Here is a 24,289-nt window from a genome sequence, read left to right on the forward strand (position 1 = left end):
TATGGTGTTCTGTTTTATGACGTGTACATATCCATAATATTTTGTGTTATTTCAAGGAGATTAAGATGAAAAAAACACTTTTAGCTACAGCCCTTCTTGGTTTAGTACTTGTGGGTTGTGATCAAGCTTCAGATAAAACGTCACCAACGGCATCTGCGGCGAATGATCAAATTACAGAATTATCACAGGCTGCTGATAATGCGAAGAACTCACTTGATTGGATGGGGGAGTATACAGGTATTGAGCCTTGTGCTGATTGTTCTGGAATTGAAACAAGCTTAACGCTAAAAGACAATGGCACTTACATTTTAGATCAAACTTATCAAGATAAAGAAACCAAACCTTTAACTACAGAAGGTAAGTTTGACTGGAATGATAAAGGCGATACGATCACCTTGAATTTAGGTGGTGGTCAAACAGCTCAGTATTTCGTGGGTGAACAACGTATCTTCCATTTAGATAAAGATGGTAAGCGTGTCCAAGGTGATCTTGCTGATGCGTATACATTAAAAAAACAAGATCACAAATAACCCATTATGCTCGGAACACTTTGTTGTTAGCATATATATTAAGCCCTGATCACAGGGCTTAATTTATATCTAGTGCTAGGATATGCGATGAAGATCGCGAGTATTACTGAGAGCGTTGGATTTCATCATCTACCCAGCGTAAGAGTTGCTTAATCGCTCGTGAAAGCACTTGGTTTTGACGCACGATATATCCCAAACTGGTTGTCGGGAAATCAGGCAGTGGTGTTATTTGTGTTTGTAAGTGTGGTTTTGAATGTAAAGAAAAACTCGGTACTATTGCGACACCAAATCCCGCTTCCGCCCAATCAATCTGCGCATCTACACTGCCTACTTCCATTACATGGTATTTTTTTAATTTTAATAAAGGCAATGCCATATCAATTAATTCACGGGTTCGGGTATCGTGGCCGAGCAAAATCAAGGTGGGTTCTTCTGCTGCGAGAGGTTCGGCTGGGATAATTTGTGAAGGGTTAGCCGACAATGCCTGCCAGCGTGATAAGCCATTACCTAATGCGCACCATTTAACTTGTCGTAATTCAGTAAAATGCAGTGGTTGACTCTCTTTCTGTGCAATAACGAACCCAAGATCCGCTTTCGCGCTTTTGACTAACTCGGTTGCTTGAGATGAAGTGGTATTAAAAAGAGACAGATCAATCCCCGGATATTCTTTCTTGAAAGACTGAAAAGGGCTAATTAATAACAAACGAGAAATAATATCACTGGCTGCTATGGTTAAAGTACCGCGATTAAGCTCATTGATAGCGTTCAGATCGGCCTGACAAATTTGCAGTTCCATTAAAGTATTTTCTGCACTTTGTAACAGACGTTCACCGGCTTGAGTTAAACGAAAAGGGTTACGCTCAATTAACTTAACCCGCGTGGTTTGTTCTAATTGCTTGAGATGAAGGCTTACATTAGGTTGCGTCATATGTAGCGCAGCTGCAGTTTTACCAAAGTGCTGGTGCTTTGCCAAAGCGACAAAGGTATTGAGCCAGTGGATATCAATCATATTCGCAATGATTTCCTAAGCAGTAGATGATATTTATTATCATACATAACATATTGAGTAGAGAAGATTAACCATACTCCATATATGATATTCTTATCAAGTTAATAACGATTATTAATTATTCTTATTGACTAGATGAGCATAGGATAGGTGTCATTGCTTTTGAGGAGATTTAAATTATGTCGTCTATTGTTGTTGTTGGTGCTAACTGGGGTGATGAAGGTAAAGGTCGTATTGTTGATTATTTAGCAGACCAAGCTTCAGCAAGTATCCGTTTCCAAGGTGGTAATAACGCAGGTCACACTGTTGTTAACGATTTTGGTACGTTCAAATTGCACCAATTACCTAGCGGCGTATTTAATCCTGATTGTATTGCTGTGTTAGGCCCTGGCATGGTGATCAGCCCTGAAAAACTGTCTTTAGAAATCGAAGAAGTAGCAACATCAGGTGTTGAAGTGAAACTTTGCATCTCAGATCGTGCAACATTATGTCTACCGCTTCACGCACTGGAAGATACCTTAGAAGAACAACGTCTAGGTGATGGTGCTTACGGTTCAACACGTCAAGGTATCGCTCCTGCATACGGCGATCGTGTAATGAAAAAAGGTATTCTTGTTGGTTGGTTAAAACAACCTGCAGTGTTACGTGAACGTATTCAATTCATGATGGATTGGAAACTTCCTCAACTTAAAGCGCTATACCCATCTTTTGAATTCACCCAAACAGCAGAAGAAATGACAGAGTGGCTATTAGAGGTTTCTCAACCTTGGCGTGACAGTATTTGTAACGTAACAGAGCCACTTAAAGCACTACAAAAAGAAGACAAAACGTTGTTGTTTGAAGCACAACTGGGTGCGGGTCGTGACTTAGTTTACGGTGAATACCCATGGACAACATCTTCTAACGTAACTGCAGCTTACGCTGGTATTGGTAGTGGTTTACCTGCTCTTCATCCTGAGCGTGTTATTGCAGTAGCAAAAGCATTCAGCTCTTCAGTAGGTACGGGTACGTTGATCACTGCAATGGAAGATCAAGATCAATTCCGTGAAGATGCAAAAGAATTCGGTGCAACAACCGGTCGCCCACGTGATATGGGTTACTTCGATGCAGTGGCTACTCGTAACGGTGTTGAACTACAAGCAGCAACTGAAATTGCACTAACTAAGATCGACTGCTTAACAGGTATGAAAGATCTGAAAATCTGTGTGGCTTACAACGGTGAGCATACTGAAAACCCAATTTGGCCTCAAACTGCATCACTAACGGCTGTATACGAGCAAATGACTGGTTGGGAAGAAGATATTACAGGTTGTCGTACATTTGAATCGCTACCTAAAGGTGCACAAGAGTACGTACTTCGTATTGAAGAGCTAATGGGCGTGCCAGTTAAAATGGTCTCTGTTGGTCCTGAGCGTGATCAAATGATCCTTCGCTAATATACGTTCAAAGTAAAAAATAAAAACAGCGGTCGTGTTAATTATTAACACGACCGCTGTTGTATTTGTTATTCTAAGCCGCCGCTGTTACTGTTTTTTTCTGTTGTATCTTTTGCATAAATAATACGCGTTAATTTAGGCGCAATAAGTAATGTAATCAGAGCTATTGCGGCTGTACCAACACCAATTTCATTAAACACTTTGCTATATATGATAAGTGTCTGATGTGGGTCATCAATATTACTCGGTACTGCTGTTAATGATGCTACCCAGCCACCGATAACAGCCGCTGTTGCAGAGGTTAAGAACCACATTCCCATAGCAAAGCCCATCATACGTTGTGGTACAAGCTGTGCCACCATGGCTAAACCTAGACCTGATACCAATAATTCACCAATAGACTGGAATAGGTAAGAGACCACTAACCAACCAGAATTAATAATGCTTTGGCTATTTGCAAACTTAGCACCTACTGGAAGGACTAAGAAAGCAAGGCTACATAGCACCATACCGAATGCAAATTTGAACGGCATTGAAAAGCGTTCGCCTAGCTTATTGTAAAGAATCGCTAATAGTGGGCTTGCAAGCATAATCCACATTGGGTTTAGTGCTTGGAATTGTTCTGGAGCAACGGATATTCCGAAGATGTTATGTTCAACATTGTGAATGGCGAAGAAGTTCAATGATGTCGGCATCTGGAAGTAAAGTACGAAGAACACAACTCCCTGAAGCATAAGTACAAAAGCAACGAGCATTTTTGCTCGTTCGTTGCCTGATGTTGAAAAAGCTTCTTTAAAGTACAGTGAAACAATAGCAATACCTGCAACGACTAGAATGGCATGTGCGTAAAATAAATGCTGAAGCAAGAATGAACTCACAAAGCTTAAAGCGACTGTACCAATAACAACACATAAAAAGTAAAAGCTATTCATGGGTTTCATATCAGCTGGGGAGCCAACATCTTGAACGGTTTTTTTGCTCACAATAAAGTTTGCAATGGTAATGATTAAACCAATAGCACTCACTGAAAACGCAAAGTTATAACCGAATTTGTCAGCAATCCATGGTGTTAAAAGCATTGAAAAGAACGAGCCTAAGTTAATCGCCATGTAATACATGGTAAAAGCACCATCTAAGCGAGGGTCATTTTCACCGTATACTTTCGCCAGTAAGCTTGAAGGGTTAGCTTTAAATAAACCATTACCCATAGCAATGAAACCCATCGCGATATAAATCATAGATGGGCTACCATTACCGTGACTCGCTGAAAGACCAAGTAATGCATAACCTATTGTCAGGACGATTGCACCAAGCGTAATTGTACGTTTGGTTCCTAAAACTTTATCACCAACCCAACCGCCAAGCGCTACTGAACCATATATCAATGCTGTAAAGGCACCAAATAATGTAAAGGAAGCAGACTCTGGCATATTAAGAATTTTGACCATATAAACAGTCAAAATTGCATTCATTCCATAAAAGCCAAAGCGTTCCCAAAATTCGATGGAGAATATCAAATAGAAGGGTTTTGGTTGTTTAAATATATTAACGTCAGACATTACATTCCTTAGTTTGCATTGTTGTTTTTTTGTATCTTTGTTGTGATAAGGTTGCATTCTTGACGAAGCTACTATTTTGAATAGTCATCAGCAATTGGGTAAATATAAGTTATTATTTTTGGTTGATTGCAATTAATGGCTTTATGTTTTTTATTTATAACATAAAAACAATAGGTTACATTTATAATGGTCAACTTTTTTATTGTTAAAATATAATAGAGAAAAAAGTTATAAATATCGAGTGACTGAAAAATATCAATTACACAGTGTTTAATAGGTTGTGTATTACTTAAAATCGCACCAAAAATGAATAAATATAAAACTTTGTTTTATATTGGGAGCGATGCGTAAGAGGGGGGGAGGTAATAGGTTTATATAGGTTTTAAAAAAGCAGAGTGATTTACGAATTAATGATAGCGAAGTAGCTAATATGCAATATTGAGATGGCCTTTGTTATCACAATAAATGAGCGTGTTAATTATCAACTCGCCCATTTTCTTTAAACTAATGAAAAGAAGGGAAGATATTCCATTCTTTCATTTTTATGAATACCTAGAAGGTGATACCTGCCTTCATTACTATGCCTACCATCATGGCAAAGTAAGCGAGAAATCCTAAAAAATTACCAACCCAAATTGTCGGGTTTTTATGGTAGAGACCATAAATAAACCAGAGCAAAGAAATAAGCGCATACATAGACCAGGTGGTTAACGATAAACCATGGGCATGATTGGGATGGGATATAAAAAGCTTATATAACTGAGGCAATGTTGCAATTGGGCTTACTAACCCCATAAACAACATGAGCGGTTCAAGTTTCTTCCCTAAACTCTCCAACAGCGACATATGAATTAAACTCCTAAACAACTAATAATAAATAATATTTTTAAAAGTTTAGCTATATTGCTGATAAAATGCTAAAAATATACCCAAGTAATTTCAAACTACAAGGCCTATCGTATTATCAAAACCTATTGTTTGAAGCTGCTTGGGTACATTGTTCAAATTTTCGTTAAAAGAAATCGCTAGAAAATATTATGCTGCAGCAGTTTCTTCTGTTGTCTCTTTAGCGTAGATCACGCGTGTTAGTTTTGGCGCAATAATTAGGGTAAGTAGAGCAATCGCGGCAGTAACATAGCCAATCACCCCAAAGACATGGCTATAAATGGCTAATGTTTGTTGTGGATCCACAATCTTGCTTGAATCTGTTGTTAGTGTTGCTACCCAGCCAGCAAGAACCGCAGCCGTTGCTGATGTTAAGAACCACATACCCATCGCAAATCCCATCATACGTTGAGGAACAAGCTGAGCGACCATCGCTAATCCAAGACCAGATACTAGCAGCTCACCAATAGATTGGAAGAAGTAAGATAACACTAACCAGTTAGAGCTGATAACACTTTGGCTATTGGCAAAGTGCGAACCAAAAGTCAGTACTAAGAAAGAAAAGCTACATAGCACCATGCCGAGTGCAAATTTGAACGGCATAGAGAAACGATCACCAAACTTATTATAAATAATGGCAAGAACAGGGCTAGCAATCATGATCCATAGTGGATTCAGCGCTTGAAATTGTTCTGGCGCAACACTAATACCAAACAGATCATGAGAGATATTATGGATAGCAAAGAAATTAAGCGAGGTTGGCATTTGGAAATACAGTACAAAGAAAACAATGCCCTGTAACATTAATAAAAATGCCACCAACATTTTAGCGCGTTCAATACCAGATGTTTTTAATGCTTCTTTGAAATACAACGCAACAATAGTGATTCCCACTACCACCAAAATAGCGTGTGCGTAGAATAAATGTTGTAGCAAAAAAGCACTGACGAAGCTCAGCACAATTGCACCGACTAATACACTAATATAATGCACAACATTAACAGGCTTCATATCAGGTTTTGAACCAACGTTTTTCACGGTAGAGTGACTGATTATAAAATTCACAATCGTGATCACCAAGCCGATAGCACTGACGGAAAACGCCAAATCATAGCCAAATTTTTCTGCAATCCAAGGTGTTAATAGCATTGAGAAAAAAGAGCCTAAATTTATCGCCATATAATACAAGGTAAAGGCACCGTCTAAACGGGGATCATTCTCGCCATAAACTTTGGCTAATAAACTTGAAGGGTTCGCTTTAAATAAACCATTCCCCATAGTAATAAAGCCCATCGCCATGTAAATCAGCATAGGACTGCTATTTTCATGGCTGGCTGAAAGCCCAAGAAAAACATAACCCGCAGTAAGAATAATGGCACCCAGTGTGATGGTACGCTTGGTTCCTAATACTTTATCACCCACCCAGCCGCCAATCGCGACAGATCCATACACCAGTGCTGAAAAGGCACCAAATAAAGTAAATGACGCAGATTCCGACATACCAAGAATTTTAACCATATACACAGTTAAAATCGCTTGCATACCATAAAAGCCAAAGCGTTCCCAAAATTCAATTGAAAATATTAAATAGAAAGGTTTTGGTTGTTTAAATATATTTACTTCGGACATTGCGTACCCTTAAATTTTATAATTATTTTATTTTCTGTATTTTTAGCTATTCAGTGTTAGAAAAAGACACCTATTTGAAAAAGTACTAGTATTATCCGTCATCAGCAATTACCTAAATATAAGTTGTTAATTTTGGTTGGTTGTATTTAATTGCCACTAGTTTTAATGTGTAGTTAAAACAGTGGCTTGCGTTAGTTTTTTGGCTGCAATCTTATTATTGAAATACAGTAATAAAAAAGAGTTAAAAAATTCGAGTGGCTGCCAAATATCAGTAAATAAATGGCGAAAAATATAAAGGCTAGCATGTGTGAACGATTGTATATTAGCTATATATGCAAATAAAGTGGGTAATTATTAAATATAGTTATACGTTTTAACGAGGGATGTAAAGAAGGATGTTAATAGGTTGAATATGGATTTAAAATAATAGCAGAGCGATTTACGATTACGAATTAACGATAATGATTAACTAACAATGGATAGGAATTACCTAAGATATTTACTTGCAAAGATGCTCGGGCTTGTCTAACACTCTTGATAGGTGCCGATTGAACGACACCTATATTTATCTGTTAGGTAAGTGTTCCTGCAATCAGTGAGGTTTTTTCTAGCCACTTTAATACCGCTAATGCAGCGGTAGAACACAGGCTTTCATCGGTACTATCAATGAATCTTTGTTCTTCGATTTCAGCTGCAGGTATAAGATCCCCAGAATAATCAGCAAAGTAACACGTCAGTTTTACTGAGATGCCTTCTGCCTTACCATCGGCCTGAGCCGTAAATGTTTCCATGTACTTAATACTGTTTGGTATAAGATCAACGGACAGTTCTTCTTTGATTTCACGGGTTAGTGCTTCAATGTCACTTTCACCGGCTTCACGTTTACCACCAGGAAGGTAAAACAGCGCTTTACCTTGAGATCTTACTACTAAAAATTTACCGTCTTGAATTAAAACCCAAGCGAGCTTATCAATTACTTTACTCATTTATTTACTCAATAATTTGCTGTAAAAACGTTGCGCCATTTTTCATTCTTATACTTTAAGCACTTAGACAGGTCATTACTTCTTCTATCACAGCTGCAACGCGGTTAGGAATAAATCGGTTGGCGTGAGTGCCTAAGTATATATTCTCGCTGACTTCATTGTTAAATAAATGGATATTTACATGCGCTTTATCTTGAAAGGCATCCACAGCGTAACGAGGTAAAATAGTAAATCCTAGTCCTCGTTTTACAGGTTCTAAAATAAGGTTAATTTGGTTAGAAAATCCTGACCGCTTAAATTGGTTAATATGCTTAAACTCAGGGTAATTAACACTGAGTAACTGGCTTGCATGATAAACCCCATCAGGGTGATCAATAAAACCTAACTCAGTAAGCTTGTCCCAACTTGGCGATGAAATAGAGGCTGGCGTAACCAGCAAAAGCGCTTCTTTACCCATGGCATTCAGGGTTATATCGGCTTTATTTGAAAGGCGTGTCATAAAGCCAATATCGATACGCTGCTCTGCTAGTAAGGTTTCTATTTCATGGTTAGGTGCAAAGCGATAATCAATAACTAATTCAGGATGTTGTTGTTGAAAAGCCAGCAAATGAGGGTAGAGCTTCAAACCAATGCTACCAGGAGAAGCAATGCGTACCATGCCTTCATAACGAGGATCAATACTGATCCTTTTATCTAAATCTGTAAGCGACAATACAATTTGGTTAGCTTCGTTGTACAAGCGTTCACCAGCGTGAGTCAACGTGAATTTTTTTCCGTGGCGAGTGAGCAGAGGTTGCTCTAAATATTGCTCTAATTTCTTTATATGTTGGCTGACACCGGATTGCGTCATATAAAGCTTTTCAGCGGTATGAGTAAAATGTCCAGTTTCTACCAAAGTACAAAAGCTACGTAACCAAATGGGATTAATCATTACAAAACGTACTCATTTTTATTATGAATGATAATTTTACTTAATAACATGTGATTTGTAATCTACTCACATCAACAATAACGATGAAGAGAACAAACCATGACAAATCAGACTTACCCACGTAGCTTTTCTCATATTGGTATTTCAGTACCTGACCTTGATGCTGCGGTTAAGTTTTACACCGAAGTTCTGGGGTGGTATGTGATCATGGAACCAACAGAAATTATTGAAGATGATTCCGCGATTGGTGAAATGTGCACAGATGTTTTTGGTAGTAACTGGGAGCGTTTTCGTATTGCACATTTATCAACCGGTGATCGTATTGGTATCGAACTGTTTGAGTTTAAAAACCAAACCAATCCTGAAGATAACTTCGAGTATTGGAAGACAGGGGTATTCCACTTTAGTGTTCAAGATCCTAATGTTGAAGAGCTTGCAGAAAAGATCGTTGCAGCTGGCGGTAAAAAACGTATGAAAGCACCACGTTTTTATTACCCTGGTGAGAAGCCATACCGTATGATTTACATGGAAGACCCATTTGGTAACATCATTGAAATTTACTCTCATAGCTATGAATTACACTACAGTGCTGGTGCATATAAATAAGCGTTAAGTGTTAGCTTTGTTGTAAATAATACGGTGTTGTTATAACCAAAATCCGGCTTTACATTTTCTTTGAGGAAAGGTAAATGAGTCGGATTTTGTATATTTCAGTATTTGTTTTGGTTAATCAGCTTTAATAAAAGAGGTGACTTCGTCTTTGGTTAGGTAACGCCATTGCCCGACTTCAAGATCAAGCGTCACCTCGCCAATCGCTTCACGGTGAAGAGACACGACGCGATTACCAACAGCGGCAAACATGCGCTTAACCTGATGAAACTTGCCTTCAGTAATCGTCAGCAATACTTCTTTCACTGAAATAATGGTTAATATCGCTGGTGCGGTTAACTTTTGTTCGCCTTGTAATTTGATCCCTGCTTTAAATTTTTCGGCCACGTCTGCCGCAATATCTCGAGACAAACCAACCCGATAAACTTTACTGCATTTTTGATTTGGTGATGTGATGTTAAATGACCAACGCCCATCATCAGTGATCAGTACCATTCCTGTGGTATCCGCATCTAAACGCCCTGCAATGTGTAATTCAGCGATATTTTCAATATCAAGGTAGTTAAATAGAGAGGGATAAACTTCATCAATATTTGAGCAGATAGTGCCCGCAGGTTTATGCATTAGGATATAGCGAAACTCACGCGCAATTAGCCTTTTGCCATCCATGATAACGGTATTATTCTCATGTACTTGTGTTGTTTCATTGATAATTACAGCATCGTTGACGCTAATATTACCGGCGTGTATTCGCTCTATGGCTTCTGCTTTAGTCAGTTGGGTACTTTTACAAATAAATTTATCAAGACGCATAACACTGAACACAAGTAGGGAAACAAGCGCATTATTATCCGTTATCATTTCTATTTAGCAATCCTGAACCTTAATTTAGCGAGTGTTTTTTATGCGAAAGAGCATTATCACTTTACAGGTAAATATCCATTTTTATCTTCTATGCGAATAAATATAGCGGTCTGATACACAAACACTGACAAAGTTGGTTAATAAATTGTTACTTATTTGTTTATTATGCTAAAAACAACTTTCCTCATCGAGCGAATAACCATGAAAAAAACACCAAATAAAAATTGGAACCCCATGATTATTTTACTTCACTGGTTGGTTGCGCTGACTGTCGTTGGATTATTTGCGCTTGGCTGGTGGATGGTTGATTTAAATTATTATCATGCTTGGTATAACACTGCGCCTGATACTCATAAGAGTACTGGTTTGATCTTATTCTTTGTATTGATCGTAAGGTTGCTATTAAGAGCATTAACTGACGCACCAGCCACTCTTTCTAGTCATGCTCAATGGGAGCAATGGCTCGCACAAAAAACGCATTGGCTATTGTATCTGCTGTTATTTGTGGTGATGTTCAGTGGTTACTTGATCTCAACTGCCGATGGAAGAGCGATCAGTATCTTTGGTGTATTTGATATTCCAGCAACGCTTACAAGTATTCAAAATCAAGAAGATATCGCGGGTACTATTCACTGGTATGGTGCTTGTGTGTTGATTGGTTTTGCTCTTTTACATGCTATTGGCGCGTTAAAACATCACTTTATAGATAAAGATAACACGCTAAAACGCATGCTAGGCAAAGCATAATGACAAAATTAGATAAGACGTATTACGACATAAATGGAGATTATGATGAAAAAGCGCCTACTAAGATCTTTTATTCCTTGCACACTTTTGGCTGCGGCTAGTATGTCATCAGTAGCGCTAGCAGACGATTATAAAATCGATACTAATGGCTCACATGCATCGATTCAATTTCGTATCCAGCATCTTGGTTACAGTTGGTTGGTAGGGCGTTTTAATACCTTTGATGGTGAGTTTAGTTATGATGAAAAGCAGCCTGAAGCATCAAAAGTTAAAGTGAATATAGCAACGGCGAGTGTGGACTCCAACCATGCTGAGCGTGATAAACATTTACGCAGCAGTGATTTTTTAAATGTTGAAAAATTTCCAGAAGCGACTTTTGTTAGTCGCTCTTTTAAAGAGTTGGGGGATGGCAACGCTACCATGACAGGTGATTTAACGTTAAATGGCGTTACAAAGCCGGTTACGATTGATGTTAAACATGTTGGTGCAGGTAATGATCCGTGGGGCGGCTATCGTCGTGGATTTGTTGGTACTACAATGATCTCATTGAAAGATTATGATATTAAAACAAATTTAGGCCCTGCTTCTACAGAGGTTGAGTTAGAACTCAATGTTGAAGGGATCCGCCTTTAATTGAGTAAGGTAGACGAGTTAGCATTTATATAAAATGTAAGCGCTAACTCGTTAGTGATAGATATTGGAGCTATAGAAATTCAGTACGCTCATCAACACATTCGTAAGAGCCCATTTCAAATTCGCGGCAAATCCAAGGACGGTTTTCATAAATCGTACACATGAAGGTCTCTCTATCAAGTGCAGAGCACCAACCATCAGCGAGTCGAAGCATAGTTTCACCTCCCCACATATCTCGTTTGATATGCCTTTCTGGTACACCTGTATCTGAGATAATCATCACCTCTAAACGGCAGCAGCATGCTTTACAGTTAGAGCATGAGACTTCAGGTGTGGTTTCATTTTTAATTGGGATGTTCATAGCTTGAAAAACACAGTTATCTTTAAGTAACTCAATGCCGCATCATACCCCAAAACGGCATTGCTATCTTATGTTTTCCAATCGTGCGCCATGTTCTAAATATCGTATATATCAGATGTCGTTATATATTAGGTAATTGCATTGTACCTTTTATGGTTGTAATCGCTGAGCCTATGAGTTTTATACGTCCATTGGGTAATAACTCGGTACTGACATATCCACCACGCGCCGATGCTTGATAACCATTAAGTTTTACTTTATTGAGCTTTTCTGACCAGTAAAGTGTTAAAGCACAGTGTGCTGAACCTGTTACGGGATCTTCATTAACGCCAACCCAAGGGGCAAAAAAGCGAGAGATAAAATCAAGATCATCACGCTGAGTTGGTGCAGTAATTAACACACCACGACCATCAATTTTTGTTAGGCGATCAAAGTTTGGCGCAAGATTTAATACAATCTCTTCGTTATCAACTTCAATAAATATCTTCGAATCAAAAATACCATAAGCAATAACATGTGTAGCTTCAATGCCTAAAGACGCTAACAATTCTGTGGATGGTGTGATATTAAAATCAAGTATTGGTGCCGGAAAATCGAGTTCTATAGTTGATGATCTAATTAAGGCGCTTAATGATCCTGACAGGGTATTAAATGTCACGGTATCATTAACGTTAAAAAGTTTTTTTTCTTTTAAAATATGAGTAACGGAAAGTGTACCATGGCCACATAGTTTGACTTCAGCTTGAGGTGTAAACCATTTTAAGTTCATGTTATTTAATGATAAAAAAGCGGTTTCTGATACTGCCATTTCCGCTGCAATCGATAGCATTAAATCATTCGATAACGTTTCTTTTGTAATGCAAACACCCGCAGGATTACCTTTGAATGTTTCATTGGTAAAAGCATCAACTTGATAGATCTCGATATCCATTATTTCCTACTCTTCTTTCTCTTATTTATTATTATCGTAGCAAGTCACCCTGCGTATGTTGTTAACTCATTGTTAAGTTTCTGATATATAGTTTTTTATTCATCCATATATAGATGATTTTAATTATCTACATCAGGGAACAACAAGAAGCGAACCATAAGGTATTTGGTTAGAAAAAATCAGTTTACAAATCCGAATAAAAATGTTTGTGTGGAAGTTATGCAATAATTTTGGTATTATGTAAACAAGTCTTTATATTACTTTTAATGAATTGAATAACTTCACCAGCAAAGCCATATATTGACCTCCTAGCTTATCTATATCTTTCCATATCATGCACTATTGTTGCTTGATAACGGCAACATTCAATTATCGACCGATATAGCTATTTACGATTATGTATTAACAGAGAGACATTCATGACAAAGCAAACTGACATCAAACGAACAACTACAGAAGCTAAAACAAAAAGAAAAGTAGCACCAAAGACAACAGAAAGAAAAGTGAGTGTTCGCGAGCGAATTGAAAACTTACACATGCAGCGCGAATGGGATAAAGAGTGGGAGCTATGATCAATAGCTCATTAATTATTCAGAAGATTAATGATGCATGCATTATTACTCTATTTTGAACGTTAAGTCATTGGGAACAAGACTACCTTAGCAATTTATATCAAAGCCTTATACATTATGACCAAGTATCTGAGAAACAAATAGCGATATGCTCTCAGATTTTTGGGCGCCGCAAACTTCCTCTGTTATTACCGTAATTTTATTGTTTTTTCTATTGCATTTTTCTTCTGTCGTTTTATTTCAACTAGACAAGTTGCTTATTAATTCAAGTATTTGTTACTTTTTAGGTTGGCTGATGACGGTTTAAAATGTAATGATTGGCTTAATAGGCTTCATATTTATCACTGTTTTGGTTTCAAATAATTGTTTTAGAAACACGACATCATTATTAATAGATACTGCATTGATTGCGAAGGGAGACTGGGCTCTCGGTATTGAGCTTACTAACGTATCAAGATCGACCAACTTTTCTAAAGCGTAAAATTTATGCACGTAATCAACGGTTTCATTCGGTAAGCGTAGAGCTGAAAAATGTTTATCCACGACGCGTTTTAATGCCCGTTGTACACGTCCTTCCCCTGAATTATAGGCTGCTAAAGTCAGCTTTAAATCTTGATCAAATTTGTTATAGAGAAAGATCAAATACTGTATAGCAGCATCGGTACTACGGGCAATATTGAATCTTTCATCTTTAGTCTTGGAGACAGTTAAACCAAAACGCTTTGCTGTTGCGGGCATGAGCTGCCAAAGACCAGCCGCTTTTGCGTGAGAGACGGCATGGCGATCGAATGTCGATTCAATCATTGGTATTAATACCAGATTACGCGGTAGCTTTTTAGCATCAAGCCGTTTGATTATATGCTGTACCGTTGTTTGATGGCGCGTGAACTGTTTATTGATCACTTTTTTATGCGGTGATAATCGTTGATAATGTTTACTGACTTGTTGTTCAAATTGCGTTTGGTACTTGGTGGGTATTGGCGTGGATGCTTGGTTTGGATTTGCAAACAATAACAAAATCAGCATGATGAACATACTGAGAGGTAGAGAGAGAATAGTGCATTTTTTATTGCCCAAATGATACCTCATTAGCCTTTAATTTTAATACTGCATTAAATGCGGTGAGCTATAAGCGTTATTGTCATTATGTTGGGGCATTTGAGTATACACTTGATTGAGCAATTCGCTGAAGTTCGCTGATAATATTCCGTTGCGCTGATTTAAGTCATGGCACTGTTTTACTAAGGTTTCTAACGTTTGCCATTGTTGCTGAAGTTTGCTTTTTATTGCATTTGGTAAAGCATGGATCAGTTTATTCATGCTTTGATTATTAATGGGTAAACCGAGCTTATGTAGTTGTTGTGCGCGCTGTTGGCTTCGTTGTGTCAGTTTGCTTAGCAGTGGCAGTTGTTGTTCCGTTAGCTGCGAAAGTAACATACCATCAAATTTCAAATAGCATTGGTGCTGTTTTAACATCAGTTGATAAAGCTGGCGGTAATCAACAATATCGCACTGAATGTCTTTTATAAGTACAGTGAGCATTTGCTGTTTATTGTGAGGATTAGGCATGTTTTACTCCATATAACATTAGCAATGTGTTTATTCATGACCGGTATGAAATTGCAAAATCGCACTCGAAAGCGCTTCAATATCGAGGTTGATTTCTCCACGGTTTAGAGCATTTTTGATTTGTTCCACTTTTGCCATATCCACATCAGGTAGGGCATTTAACGGTTGCTGTGCTTGTGCTAACAGTTGGCTATCAATGGTGCTGGGCGTGTTGATAGCGCTATTTTTTACGGTCTGAGAGCTTGGTTGTTGTTCTGCTGGTTTTAACTGGGTATGGGAAAACTGCGCGGTTGCAATTTTATCTATTTTCATCGTTTTAATTCCTAAACAAGACGCTTAGTGTACTTAGGCGACCAAACTCATAGGAAGATTAAATAAGAAATGACAGTTTCAGTATTTTTATCGAAAATAGTGTTAGAGCGTATACGATAGATAACGTTCGTGGATATAGTAATCGAACGGTCTCGAAGAAACAAAGCTGTTATGCATACCGAAAACTCATTGTGATTGTTTAAAATCACGCATGGCTTAATCCATTTTCATGTTGAGCGTCTTGAATGAAAAAAAGTAAAGGTTTCACACTGATAGAAATCGTCGTTGTTATTGTTATTCTAGGAATATTAGCTGTCGTTGCAGTCCCAAAATTCTTAAATATTCAGCGTGATGCAAGAATAGCTACCCTAAAAGCGACAAAAGGGGCCTTAGAGTCTTCATTTGCTATATTTGCAGCAAAGACGGAATTACCATCTGCAAACATTTATACTGATAAGTATGGCTATAGGTTTATGCTTAGTGGAAGCTCGACTACACCGAGTAATGAAAATAAAGGCATTCGTATATCAAATTATGATAATTACCCGTGGTTTAGCTCTATTAGCTCTAAAACTGAATATTCAGGCATCGAAGCAATAAAAAAACTGGCTAACATTGACGTATACCCTCTGGATAACAAGGGTAATGCAACACACAAATTAAACATTGAATTTTATACAAATACAGACGGTGATTTTAGAATTTTCCCACAAGTAAATGATTACTATAGTCACCCTGAACAAAAGAAATGCTACTTACAATATAACGTTGATAATCTAGCTAAACCACATTTTACATTGTTCACATCTGATTGCTGATAACCGAAACGTTAAGTAGCCCTATTCATTAAAAGAATAGGGCTTTCTCACAGAAGCATAATCATTGTTGATTGTTCTTATGTAATGTCGGGATGCGAAGCATAAAACAACAAGTTGAGCTCTATTTATTATCAATGCTTATATTTAATGTAGCGGTTATTTTTACTTATTTTAAAATATTGTTTCTACTTTCCCTTGTGCAACAACACGAGCATGAATGACTTTTTGAGTTGCTGTATTCTCTACTTTAATTTGTTCGTACATTTTTCCATGTTCTAACGCCATTCCTTTGGTTGATGCTTCAAATTTACCTTTCTTAGCGACAATCAGTACTTGATCCCCTTTGTTAATCAGAAACGGCTTTTTTAACACGTTTTCAGTAATCAGTTGTCCTTGGCGAATTCGACGGATGGCATGTAACCCTATCACTTGATCCGCATCAGTGATGATGTTCTTAGGTGCTTTTAGTTGCAGTTTTTTGCTGTCGAGCATGTCCATTGTAATAACCTCGTCGCGATGGATTAACGTGCGGGCTACCATTACTGGTAGTGTTAATTGGACATAAACCGTTGCATTGAGTCGCCAGTTCACTGTTGGGCTTTCACACTTAACTTGTCTTTTTAATCTGCCTACGGGCTGCGATTGATTATCTTGTGCAGTAAAACGAACAGGTTCAGGGCAATGAGGTAATGATGATATGGCCTTCGGAATATTGACCTTTATATTTGGAACCACTTTTTTCCAGCCATGAATATCACTGTAATGCTGGATCTCATTTTTTATTTCGTTTACCAAGGCGCTTTTAATTTTCTGTATATTAACGCTATTTGAGGTTATTAATTTAACCTCTTGTAAATTATCAGCAAAAACGCTAAAAGGTAAAAATATAACTAGAATTATTAAATATGTTAAACTCACAAATGCTTTTTTTGCTGGGTTTGACACCACTTCAAGTATCTTCAACATGTTCACTCTTAGTTACATTATTAATGTTAAATTAGCATGCCTTTAATAGTCGCTTTCTACAAAGGCATTAATTAGATGAAGTTATCTGATTTATTGATGATAACCTTATGATTTAATAAATAATTTAGGTTTAAGAGTGCTCTTGTAAATATTAAAACTCAATTATTAATAATAACTTAGCATCAATAGTAAGTCATGATATATAACTTTGCTAAAGGGTTTGATGGTATCTCTTCTTCTTTGATACTAAAACGGCTTTTATCTGACGTAATATCACCTATATTCTTGATTTTGCTTGATATTATTCTTTCTGCGGGTTCCGTTACTTTTCCAATAAATGTTATGGTTATCTCTTCACTAAAACTTGATTGTGATAAGCATAATAAAATAAAACTAACTATAAATTTAAACATTTTTCTCTCGATAAGTTTTTTGTATTAGTAATTAAAGGCAAGATTAGTGCCAATACTTATTAGACTTATATTTCTATGTGGATGATGTGGTTTGAGAGCGGAAAATAACTTCATACCTAGTGTTTAGTCAAGCTTTTTATGCAGGTATGTCTAGATATTTATTATATTTAAATGTTGAGATAGAGATAGTTAAATATAAAAACTGTTATTAAGTTTGAAATAGATTCATTAATAGTATCAAAGGAATAATTACATTTAGTTCAATCGTGTTATTTCCTTTCCGATTATTTCCCCTATGGGAAGTTAACTTTCCGTATTTAAATATAACTCCCTGATAATATTTAAAAAATATTTTGGCACGCATTTTGGATTAATACACTCTATTGCAATCTTGGTTGTACTGTCTAAGGAGTGGTTAATGGCAATAAGTTTTGAAAATGCACTTGGTGTTCATCCTCAAACGCTCGATTTTCGGGTGCAAAGAGCCAAAGTGCTTGCCAGTAATTTAGCAAATGTAGATACCCCTGGATACTTAGCAAAAGATATTCGTTTTGATGCCATTGTAAGTCAAATGGGTTTTGGAAAAGTACAAAAAGCCCCGACACAACTTGTGGTGTCTGATGGTTACGCTGTGCCTTACCAGAACTCAAAAGATGGCAATACGGTAGAGCTCAGTGTCGAGCAGGCAAAGTTTACTAAAAACAACATGGATTTTCAGAGCAGCTTAACGTTTATGAATATGAAATTTAAGGGCTTAGCTGCCGTGATTAAAGGACGTTAACAATGGCATTTACTGATATTTATTCCATAGCGGGTTCTGCAATGAATGCGCAAACCATACGTTTAAATACTGTCGCAAGTAATTTAGCGAATGCCGATGCTGTTGCCGCTAATCCTAACGATGCTTACAAGGCGTTAAAACCTGTATTCGCCACCGTTTACAACAAAACTCAATTAACAGGGGATCAAGCAGATTACCCGAGTGCTGAAGTGCGCATTATGGATGTGGTTCAACATGCTGGAGAGGCTGAAAAACGCTTTGAGCCGAGTAACCCACTGGCCAATGAAGAAGGGTATGTTTATTACCCTGATATAGATGTAGTCGCAGAGATGGCAGACATGATGTCAGCTACCCGCAGTTTTGAAACCAATGTAGAAGTGCTGAGTAATGTGAAAAGCATGCAGCAAGGGTTGCTTCGTTTAGGTGAGGGTAACTGATGACCATTGCACAATTTAACGCACTGAGTACCGATGTGCCTGCGATTGAGTCGACCAATATGGCTGTCGCGGGTAACCCGAATAATGCCAACGATGCTAACTCATTAAAAAATGAATTCATTAATTTAATGGTGGCTCAAATTCAAAACCAAGATCCGTTAAATCCGCTTGATGGTACTGAATATGTCGGCCAATTAGCGCAATTTTCTCAGGTTGAAAGTACCGAGAATATGGCGAAGTTGATGCAAAACAGCATGGTTTTACTGGATAACATGCAAGTCCTTTCAACGGCAGGGTTAGTAGGGCAAACCGTTTATGTTGAAGGTAATGAGGTTGCATTAACGGATGCTAAGCAGCAAGGACGGATCGAATTAGACCATGCATCGAGTACCGTCTCGATTGTTTTAACAGATCAACTTGGTAATAAAAAAGTGATGCCGTTAGGCCCTAAAAATAAGGGGGAAGTAGAATTTACGATTGATCCTAACGCGTTGGGTTTAGCTAAAGGGCAATATCAAATCAGTGTTGAGGTGGCGAAAGATATACCACAACCCAGTGTTCTGCTCGCAGGAGAAGTATCGCAGGTCCGCGTGCCCTCTAATGGCGGTGCCGCGTTGGTAAATGTTGAAGGTATTGGTCGAGTACCGTTTTATCAAATTAGCCAGTTTGGCGAGTAAATCTATTTAAGCTTTCGCTTGGTTTAAACCGTGAACGAAAGTAATCAAGGAATGAAGAGAAGAGGAAGTTATGAGTTTTGATATCGCATTAAGTGGATTAGACGCAACCAATGTTCAGTTAAATACTATTAGTAATAATATTGCCAATGTTTCTACCTCGGGTTTTAAGGAGTCACGTACTGAATTTTCAGCGGTATACAATGGTATGCAAGCCGGAGGGGTTGAAGTTGCTGCTATTTCGCAGAACTTTGATAAAACAGGCTCAATTACCGGGACTGGTCGACCGTTAGATCTGGCGATTTCGGGAAGCGGATTTTTTGTCACTAAAGATCATACTGGGCAAACCTTATATACCCGCTCAGGCGTGTTTGGTTCTGATAAAGATAACAACATTGTTAGTAATAATGGCGCCAAGCTTCAAGGCTATACCGTTGATGCAAATAACAATTTACAAGCTGGCGCAGTCGGTAATTTAAAAATCACCACCGGTTCACTGCCAGCAAAAGCGACAGATGAGCTTGCTTTTGTAGCTAACTTAGATGCCCGTTCGAGTGTGATTGATCCTGCCATTAATCCTTTCGATCCTAATGCGACTGACAGCTTTAACTCTTCTTATACTTCTAAAGTTTATGACTCTTTAGGTAACCCCCACACCGTTACACAGTACTTCACCAAAACCAATGCCAATGAGTGGCAGGTAAATGTGGTCGTTGATGGCGCGGCTACCCCGACGCAAACCCAAAATGTTGTTTTTAATACCGACGGTACATTGCAATCACCAACGACTCCTTTTGTTGTGAATTTCAACCCTGCAGGTGCGGATGCGGCGAATATCAATATTGATATAGCTGGGACGACTCAGTTTGGTGCGGATTTTGGCGTGAGTACCAATGCGCCGAATGGCTATACCTCGGGTGAGCTTGCTGGTGTGCGTGTTGAAGATAATGGGATGGTGTTTGCTACTTACACTAATGGACAATCTCAGTTACAAGGTCAAGTGATGCTGGCTGATTTTGCCAACCCTCAAGGATTGGTAAAAACCAATGGCACTTCTTGGATCCAAAGCTTCAGCTCGGGTGCTCCTGTTAATGGTGCGCCAAGTACGGGGACCTTAGGTGGATTAGTTGCTGGCGCTTTAGAAGGCTCAAATGTTGATCTCACCAGTGAACTGGTAAGCCTAATGACCGCTCAGCGCAACTATCAAGCCAATGCCAAAACTATATCGACGTCAGATAAATTAACGCAATCACTCTTTAACGCGGTGTAGTGAGAGGCTGTTATGGATAGTTTTTTATATACCGCAACCAGTGGCGCAAGCCGAGTGATGAAAGCGCAGCACGTGCGTTCAAATAACTTATCAAATGCTGACACAGCAGGTTTTCGTGCTGATATGGAGCGAGTGAAAAGTATCCCGTTACAGGGCGCGGGATTTGATGGTCGCACTATGGTTGTAACTAACTCAGCAGCGACACGCTTTGATGCAGGGGATGTGATCAAAACAGGGCGCGCACTGGATATTGCGATTAATGGTGATGGCTTTTTTACCGTACAAACTGTCGCTGGTAATGAAGCCTATACCCGTGCTGGCAACATTCGTGTTGATGATCAAGGCATGATGCGAGTTAACGGTTTTCCATTGATGTCAGAAGGGGAAGCCTTAGTGCTACCAGAACATCAAGATGTGGAAATCAGCGATAAAGGTGTGGTGACTGTGGTGCCTCCTGGCGGTGGTGCCAAGCTTGAAGTCGGACAATTAAAGTTGGTTAATCCGGAGTTTAATCAACTGCAAAAACAAAGTGATGGCTTATTACATCCTGTAAATGACCAAGTCTTTGCTCAAGACCCGAGTGTAGCGATGACGGCTGGGCATTTAGAAGGCAGTAACGTGTCGGCGATTAATGAGCTGGTTAGTGTGATGTCGCTAACTCGTAACTTTGAAATGCAAGTGCGAATGATGAAAACCGCAGAAACTTTAGCACAAGCTGGAACCCGCTTAATGAACCCACGTTAATCACGTAGGTAAACATAATTACAAGGAGAGTCATCATGCATTCAGCACTTTGGGTCAGTAAAACAGGAATGGCAGCACAAGATACAAAAATGACTGCGATTTCCAACAACCTTGCCAATGTTAATACGGTAGGTTTTAAGCGTGATCGTGTTGTTTTTGAAGATTTGTTTTACAGTATTCAACGTCAACCAGGGGCGCAAGTTGATCAGTTAAATCAATTACCGAGTGGAGTACAGCTTGGTAGTGGTGTGCGTGTAGTCGGTACACAAAAAGTGTTTACGCAAGGGAATTCACAAAATACCCAACAACAGTTGGATCTTGCTGTAATGGGATCGGGCTTTTTCCAAATAGAAAATTCCGATGGTGAAGTGATGTTTAGCCGTAATGGCCAGTTTCACGTTAACTCTGAAGGCTTAATGGTGAACGGACAAGGTCTGCCACTTCAACCGCAAATTCAAATACCTGAAGAAGCGAATACGATATCCATTGGTGTTGATGGCCTTGTCACGGCGACGCTAGCAGGGGATCCTCAGCCGCAAGAGTTAGGGCAAATTACCTTAGCGAAATTTATTAATCCAGCAGGCTTAGAAGCGGTGGGCGGTAACCTTTATAAAGAGACACAAGCCAGTGGTCAGCCGCAAGAAATGATTGCAGGCACTGATGGCGCAGGCAGTTTGAAACAAGGGGCGCTAGAAGGTTCGAACGTGCAAGTAGTTGAAGAAATGGTCGATATGATCACCACTCAACGCGCTTATGAAATGAATGCCAAAGTCGTTTCTGCCGCTGATGACATGCTGAAATTTGTCGCTCAAGCCGTGTAAGGAGTGAGGATGAAGACGCTTTTAATGCTGCTATGTTTGCTCTCATTTGTATCAGGTTGTGCGGTGCGTGAAGAGTTTATTCCGCCTGAACCTAATGATGCTGCATTTGCGCCACCGGATCTTGATTACAGCTTACCTGAAGCCAAGCATGGCAGCTTGTATCGCCATAATTATTCGATGACCTTGTTTCAAGATCGCCGTGCCTATCGGGTCGGCGATGTATTAACGGTGGAGTTGGATGAGCAAACGCAGTCAAGCAAAAAAGCCAATACCAAGTTTGGTAAATCTTCCTCTATTGAATTTGCAGCGCCAACATTAGGTAATAAAACCTTTGATGATCTCTCTGCCAGTGTTAGCGGTGATCGTGGTTTTGATGGCACTGCTGCCAGCACTCAAGGTAATAAGTTGCAAGGGGCAATCACTGTCACTGTTCATAAGGTATTACCTAATGGCGTGTTGATGATCCGCGGTGAAAAGTGGATCCGACTTAACCAAGGGGATGAATATATACGCTTAACGGGCGTGGTTCGGGTTGATGATGTTAATCGTCATAACCAAGTGTCTTCTCAACGTATTGGTGATGCGAGGATCACTTATTCTGGCAGAGGCGCACTGGCTGATAGCAATGCTGCAGGCTGGTTAACGCAATTTTTCACTAGCCCATGGATGCCTTTCTAATGAAAAAAATAGTTTATTTTATCCTGTCTTTTTTGTGGGTAACGTTGGGTTGGATGCCACTTAACGTTAGCGCTAAAACAGCAGTTCCTATGATGGATTTAGTGGATGTGCAAGGCATACGCTCAAATCAGCTGGTGGGTTATGGTTTGGTGGTAGGTCTTGATGGCTCAGGAGATCGAAATCAAGTGAAATTTACCAGCCAATCTATCACCAATATGCTGCGTCAGTTTGGGGTACAAATTGGCGATAGGATCGATCCAAAGCTAAAAAATGTCGCTTCAGTGAGTGTGACAGCCACCGTTGAAGCGATGGCGGGACCCGGTCAAGAGCTTAATGTTGTTGTTTCCTCTATTGGTGATGCAAAAAGCCTACGTGGCGGTACTTTATTATTGACGCCACTTAGAGGTATCGATGGTGAAGTTTATGCTGTTGCACAGGGGAATGTCGTTGTTGGAGGGGTAAAAGCAGAAGGGCAAAGTGGTTCAAAAATCACGGTCAATACACCCACAACAGGGCGAATTCCTAATGGTGCCACGTTAGAGCGAGAAATACCGACGGACTTTAATAACAGCAGCATCGTCACGTTAAATTTACGCCAACCGAGTTTTACCACCGCGAAAAATATTTCCCGTGCAATCAACGCGACTTTCGGTCCAAAAGTGGCGACTGCGGTAAGTAAAGGTCGAGTGGAAATGCGTGCGCCGCAAGACCTACAACAGCGGGTGACTTTTATGTCGATGTTGGAAGACTTAAAAGTAATGACAGGGAGAAAAGCCGCGCGGGTGGTATTTAATGCGAGAACAGGAACGGTTGTGGTTGGCAAAAATGTCCGTGTGAGTGAAGCGGCTGTGAGCCACGGTAACCTTACCGTGACGATTTCAGAAAGTGATCAAATCAGCCAGCCTAACGCCTTTAGCCAAGGTACAACAGAGCGAGTCAATAATTCTAAAGTTGATATCAACCAAGATGAGGCACAAATGTACATTTGGCCTGAAGGGACTGAGCTTAATACTATCGTAAATGCCGTGAACAGCTTAGGTGCGTCACCTGATGATCTTATGTCTATTCTACAAGCGCTACATGAAGCAGGCGCATTGAATGCAGAACTGGTAGTGATTTAGGAG

28 protein-coding genes are annotated in these 24,289 nt (G+C 39.1%); 15 read left to right on the forward strand and 13 right to left on the reverse strand.

The genetic code is table 11. The features are described 5' to 3' along the window. The first annotated feature begins 65 nt into the window (after positions 1–65). Positions 66–530 carry a copper resistance protein NlpE gene (locus C9J42_RS12835; protein ID WP_107208331.1) on the forward strand — a complete coding sequence of 155 codons (465 nt, stop codon included), beginning with the start codon at positions 66–68 and terminating at the stop codon, positions 528–530. 103 nt (positions 531–633) lie between these two features. On the opposite strand, the gene C9J42_RS12840 is transcribed toward C9J42_RS12835, so the two are convergent. Next, positions 634–1,539 (reverse strand): LysR family transcriptional regulator, encoded by a 906-nt coding sequence (locus C9J42_RS12840; RefSeq protein ID WP_107208332.1) that lies wholly within the window; start codon positions 1,537–1,539, stop codon positions 634–636. A gap of 179 nt (positions 1,540–1,718) precedes the next feature. Between C9J42_RS12840 and C9J42_RS12845 the strand changes: the two genes are divergently transcribed. Next, positions 1,719–2,975, forward strand: a complete 1,257-nt coding sequence (locus C9J42_RS12845) for an adenylosuccinate synthase (RefSeq protein WP_005364252.1) — start codon at positions 1,719–1,721, stop codon at positions 2,973–2,975. Positions 2,976–3,043: 68 nt separating this feature from the next. On the opposite strand, the gene dtpA (C9J42_RS12850) is transcribed toward C9J42_RS12845, so the two are convergent. The 5 genes from dtpA (C9J42_RS12850) to C9J42_RS12870 form a co-directional block, all read right to left on the reverse strand. Then, entirely contained in the window at positions 3,044–4,534 is a 1,491-nt protein-coding gene (dtpA, locus tag C9J42_RS12850) for a dipeptide/tripeptide permease DtpA (protein WP_107287748.1), read from the reverse strand. 552 nt (positions 4,535–5,086) lie between these two features. Further along, positions 5,087–5,380: a SemiSWEET transporter gene (locus C9J42_RS12855; RefSeq protein ID WP_107208334.1), complete on the reverse strand. Its 294-nt coding sequence runs from the start codon at positions 5,378–5,380 to the stop codon at positions 5,087–5,089. Between the two features lie 189 nt (positions 5,381–5,569). Next, entirely contained in the window at positions 5,570–7,048 is a 1,479-nt protein-coding gene (dtpA, locus tag C9J42_RS12860; protein WP_107208335.1) for a dipeptide/tripeptide permease DtpA, read from the reverse strand. A gap of 572 nt (positions 7,049–7,620) precedes the next feature. Beyond that, entirely contained in the window at positions 7,621–8,034 is a 414-nt protein-coding gene (locus C9J42_RS12865) for an NUDIX domain-containing protein (RefSeq protein ID WP_107290748.1), read from the reverse strand. 55 nt (positions 8,035–8,089) lie between these two features. Further along, on the reverse strand, positions 8,090–8,965 hold the full coding sequence (locus tag C9J42_RS12870) for a LysR family transcriptional regulator (protein ID WP_107287749.1): 876 nt from the start codon (positions 8,963–8,965) through the stop codon (positions 8,090–8,092). Positions 8,966–9,064: 99 nt separating this feature from the next. Between C9J42_RS12870 and C9J42_RS12875 the strand changes: the two genes are divergently transcribed. Beyond that, a complete protein-coding gene (locus tag C9J42_RS12875) occupies positions 9,065–9,571 on the forward strand; it encodes a lactoylglutathione lyase family protein (RefSeq protein WP_105061909.1) in 507 nt (168 codons plus the stop codon). Between the two features lie 120 nt (positions 9,572–9,691). On the opposite strand, the gene C9J42_RS12880 is transcribed toward C9J42_RS12875, so the two are convergent. Beyond that, positions 9,692–10,387: a pseudouridine synthase gene (locus tag C9J42_RS12880; RefSeq protein ID WP_107208393.1), complete on the reverse strand. Its 696-nt coding sequence runs from the start codon at positions 10,385–10,387 to the stop codon at positions 9,692–9,694. Between the two features lie 252 nt (positions 10,388–10,639). Here C9J42_RS12880 and C9J42_RS12885 point away from each other — a divergent pair, with 252 nt between their 5' ends. Then, positions 10,640–11,185: a cytochrome b gene (locus C9J42_RS12885; RefSeq protein ID WP_107246785.1), complete on the forward strand. Its 546-nt coding sequence runs from the start codon at positions 10,640–10,642 to the stop codon at positions 11,183–11,185. A gap of 45 nt (positions 11,186–11,230) precedes the next feature. Next, positions 11,231–11,818 (forward strand): YceI family protein, encoded by a 588-nt coding sequence (locus C9J42_RS12890; RefSeq protein ID WP_107302056.1) that lies wholly within the window; start codon positions 11,231–11,233, stop codon positions 11,816–11,818. A gap of 70 nt (positions 11,819–11,888) precedes the next feature. Here C9J42_RS12890 and C9J42_RS12895 read toward each other — a convergent pair whose 3' ends face one another. Further along, the gene (locus C9J42_RS12895; protein WP_107208340.1) at positions 11,889–12,179 is read right to left on the reverse strand and encodes a YkgJ family cysteine cluster protein; all 291 of its coding nucleotides are present in this window, start codon (positions 12,177–12,179) and stop codon (positions 11,889–11,891) included. 121 nt (positions 12,180–12,300) lie between these two features. After that, positions 12,301–13,110 carry a PhzF family phenazine biosynthesis protein gene (locus C9J42_RS12900; protein WP_107302057.1) on the reverse strand — a complete coding sequence of 270 codons (810 nt, stop codon included), beginning with the start codon at positions 13,108–13,110 and terminating at the stop codon, positions 12,301–12,303. 419 nt (positions 13,111–13,529) lie between these two features. Between C9J42_RS12900 and C9J42_RS21635 the strand changes: the two genes are divergently transcribed. Continuing rightward, positions 13,530–13,682: a hypothetical protein gene (locus tag C9J42_RS21635; RefSeq protein ID WP_199187097.1), complete on the forward strand. Its 153-nt coding sequence runs from the start codon at positions 13,530–13,532 to the stop codon at positions 13,680–13,682. A gap of 303 nt (positions 13,683–13,985) precedes the next feature. On the opposite strand, the gene C9J42_RS12910 is transcribed toward C9J42_RS21635, so the two are convergent. The 3 genes from C9J42_RS12910 to flgM form a co-directional block, all read right to left on the reverse strand. Beyond that, positions 13,986–14,708, reverse strand: coding sequence for a lytic transglycosylase domain-containing protein (locus C9J42_RS12910; RefSeq protein ID WP_107246780.1), 723 nt, complete (start codon positions 14,706–14,708; stop codon positions 13,986–13,988). Between the two features lie 75 nt (positions 14,709–14,783). Continuing rightward, positions 14,784–15,251 (reverse strand): flagellar protein FlgN, encoded by a 468-nt coding sequence (gene flgN, locus C9J42_RS12915; RefSeq protein ID WP_107208343.1) that lies wholly within the window; start codon positions 15,249–15,251, stop codon positions 14,784–14,786. 30 nt (positions 15,252–15,281) lie between these two features. Next, a complete protein-coding gene (gene flgM, locus C9J42_RS12920) occupies positions 15,282–15,563 on the reverse strand; it encodes a flagellar biosynthesis anti-sigma factor FlgM (RefSeq protein ID WP_107208344.1) in 282 nt (93 codons plus the stop codon). 245 nt (positions 15,564–15,808) lie between these two features. Here flgM and C9J42_RS21825 point away from each other — a divergent pair, with 245 nt between their 5' ends. Beyond that, positions 15,809–16,381, forward strand: a complete 573-nt coding sequence (locus C9J42_RS21825) for a prepilin-type N-terminal cleavage/methylation domain-containing protein (RefSeq protein ID WP_107302058.1) — start codon at positions 15,809–15,811, stop codon at positions 16,379–16,381. A gap of 171 nt (positions 16,382–16,552) precedes the next feature. Here the strand turns inward: C9J42_RS21825 and flgA are convergent, their stop codons facing one another. Next, complete coding sequence (gene flgA / locus C9J42_RS12930) at positions 16,553–17,347, reverse strand: flagellar basal body P-ring formation chaperone FlgA (protein WP_233220746.1); 795 nt, start codon at positions 17,345–17,347, stop codon at positions 16,553–16,555. Positions 17,348–18,178: 831 nt separating this feature from the next. Between flgA and flgB the strand changes: the two genes are divergently transcribed. From flgB to C9J42_RS12975, 8 genes are all read left to right on the forward strand, one after another. After that, positions 18,179–18,541, forward strand: a complete 363-nt coding sequence (flgB, locus tag C9J42_RS12940; RefSeq protein ID WP_107246777.1) for a flagellar basal body rod protein FlgB — start codon at positions 18,179–18,181, stop codon at positions 18,539–18,541. 2 nt (positions 18,542–18,543) lie between these two features. Beyond that, complete coding sequence (gene flgC, locus C9J42_RS12945) at positions 18,544–18,978, forward strand: flagellar basal body rod protein FlgC (protein WP_005364289.1); 435 nt, start codon at positions 18,544–18,546, stop codon at positions 18,976–18,978. After that, complete coding sequence (gene flgD, locus C9J42_RS12950; RefSeq protein WP_107208348.1) at positions 18,978–19,655, forward strand: flagellar hook assembly protein FlgD; 678 nt, start codon at positions 18,978–18,980, stop codon at positions 19,653–19,655. Before flgC ends, flgD begins: the two co-directional genes overlap by 1 nt. Before the next feature lie 70 nt (positions 19,656–19,725). Next, complete coding sequence (gene flgE / locus C9J42_RS12955; RefSeq protein WP_107246773.1) at positions 19,726–20,922, forward strand: flagellar hook protein FlgE; 1,197 nt, start codon at positions 19,726–19,728, stop codon at positions 20,920–20,922. A gap of 12 nt (positions 20,923–20,934) precedes the next feature. Beyond that, the gene (locus C9J42_RS12960) at positions 20,935–21,666 is read left to right on the forward strand and encodes a flagellar basal body rod protein FlgF (RefSeq protein ID WP_107246772.1); all 732 of its coding nucleotides are present in this window, start codon (positions 20,935–20,937) and stop codon (positions 21,664–21,666) included. Between the two features lie 35 nt (positions 21,667–21,701). Next, positions 21,702–22,487, forward strand: coding sequence for a flagellar basal-body rod protein FlgG (gene flgG, locus C9J42_RS12965; protein WP_107290751.1), 786 nt, complete (start codon positions 21,702–21,704; stop codon positions 22,485–22,487). Between the two features lie 9 nt (positions 22,488–22,496). Beyond that, complete coding sequence (gene flgH, locus C9J42_RS12970) at positions 22,497–23,165, forward strand: flagellar basal body L-ring protein FlgH (protein ID WP_107208352.1); 669 nt, start codon at positions 22,497–22,499, stop codon at positions 23,163–23,165. Further along, positions 23,165–24,286, forward strand: a complete 1,122-nt coding sequence (locus tag C9J42_RS12975; protein WP_107208353.1) for a flagellar basal body P-ring protein FlgI — start codon at positions 23,165–23,167, stop codon at positions 24,284–24,286. The genes flgH and C9J42_RS12975 overlap by 1 nt, the downstream gene beginning before the upstream one ends. The last annotated feature ends 3 nt before the right edge of the window (positions 24,287–24,289 follow it).

This window comes from Photobacterium sp. GB-56 (genome assembly GCF_003026105.1).
Lineage (GTDB): Bacteria > Pseudomonadota > Gammaproteobacteria > Enterobacterales > Vibrionaceae > Photobacterium.